Source organism: Streptomyces sp. YGL11-2, assembly GCF_050054615.1.
In the GTDB taxonomy this organism is placed as follows: Bacteria; Actinomycetota; Actinomycetes; order Streptomycetales; family Streptomycetaceae; genus Streptomyces.
In genome coordinates this window covers 1-469 of sequence record NZ_JBNHIN010000175.1, presented here as the reverse complement: position 1 = coordinate 469, position 469 = coordinate 1, and the positions used below count along the sequence as shown (strand labels likewise).

1 protein-coding gene is annotated in these 469 nt (G+C 67.6%); it reads right to left on the bottom strand.

What is annotated here, in order from left to right; all coding sequences use genetic code 11:
* On the bottom strand, positions 1 to 469 hold a 469-nt coding region (locus ACO1BR_RS44220; protein WP_426800764.1), incomplete at both ends, for a flotillin family protein.

Genomic DNA, 469 nt, shown 5'->3' with positions numbered 1-469 from the left:
CGGCCTGCACGACGGCGGTCTGCCGCTGGTACTCGGCCTGGTTGCGCGCCGCTTCCTGCTGGGCCTCGACGGACGCCTGGGTGGCCTGGGCCTGGGCGACCTGGGCCTGCTGTTGGATGGCGGCCTTGTGCGGCGCGGACATCGCCTCGATGTAGCCGGTGTTGCCGTCGTCGATCGACTGGATCTGGAGCGAGTCGACGATCAGGCCGATCTTGGCCATCTCGGTCTTGGAGGTCTCCAGGACCTCGGTGGCCAGCTTCTGCCGCTCGGTGACGATCTCCTCCACCGTCATCGAGCCGATGATGGACCGCAGATGACCGGCGAAGATCCGGCCGGTGAGCACCGCCATCTGGTCCTGGTCGGACAGGAACCGCTGCCCGGCGTTGACGATGCTCTCGGTGTCGTTGCCGACCTTGAACGCGATCACGGCACGGACCGTGAGCGCGATGCCCTGCCGGGTCACGCACTT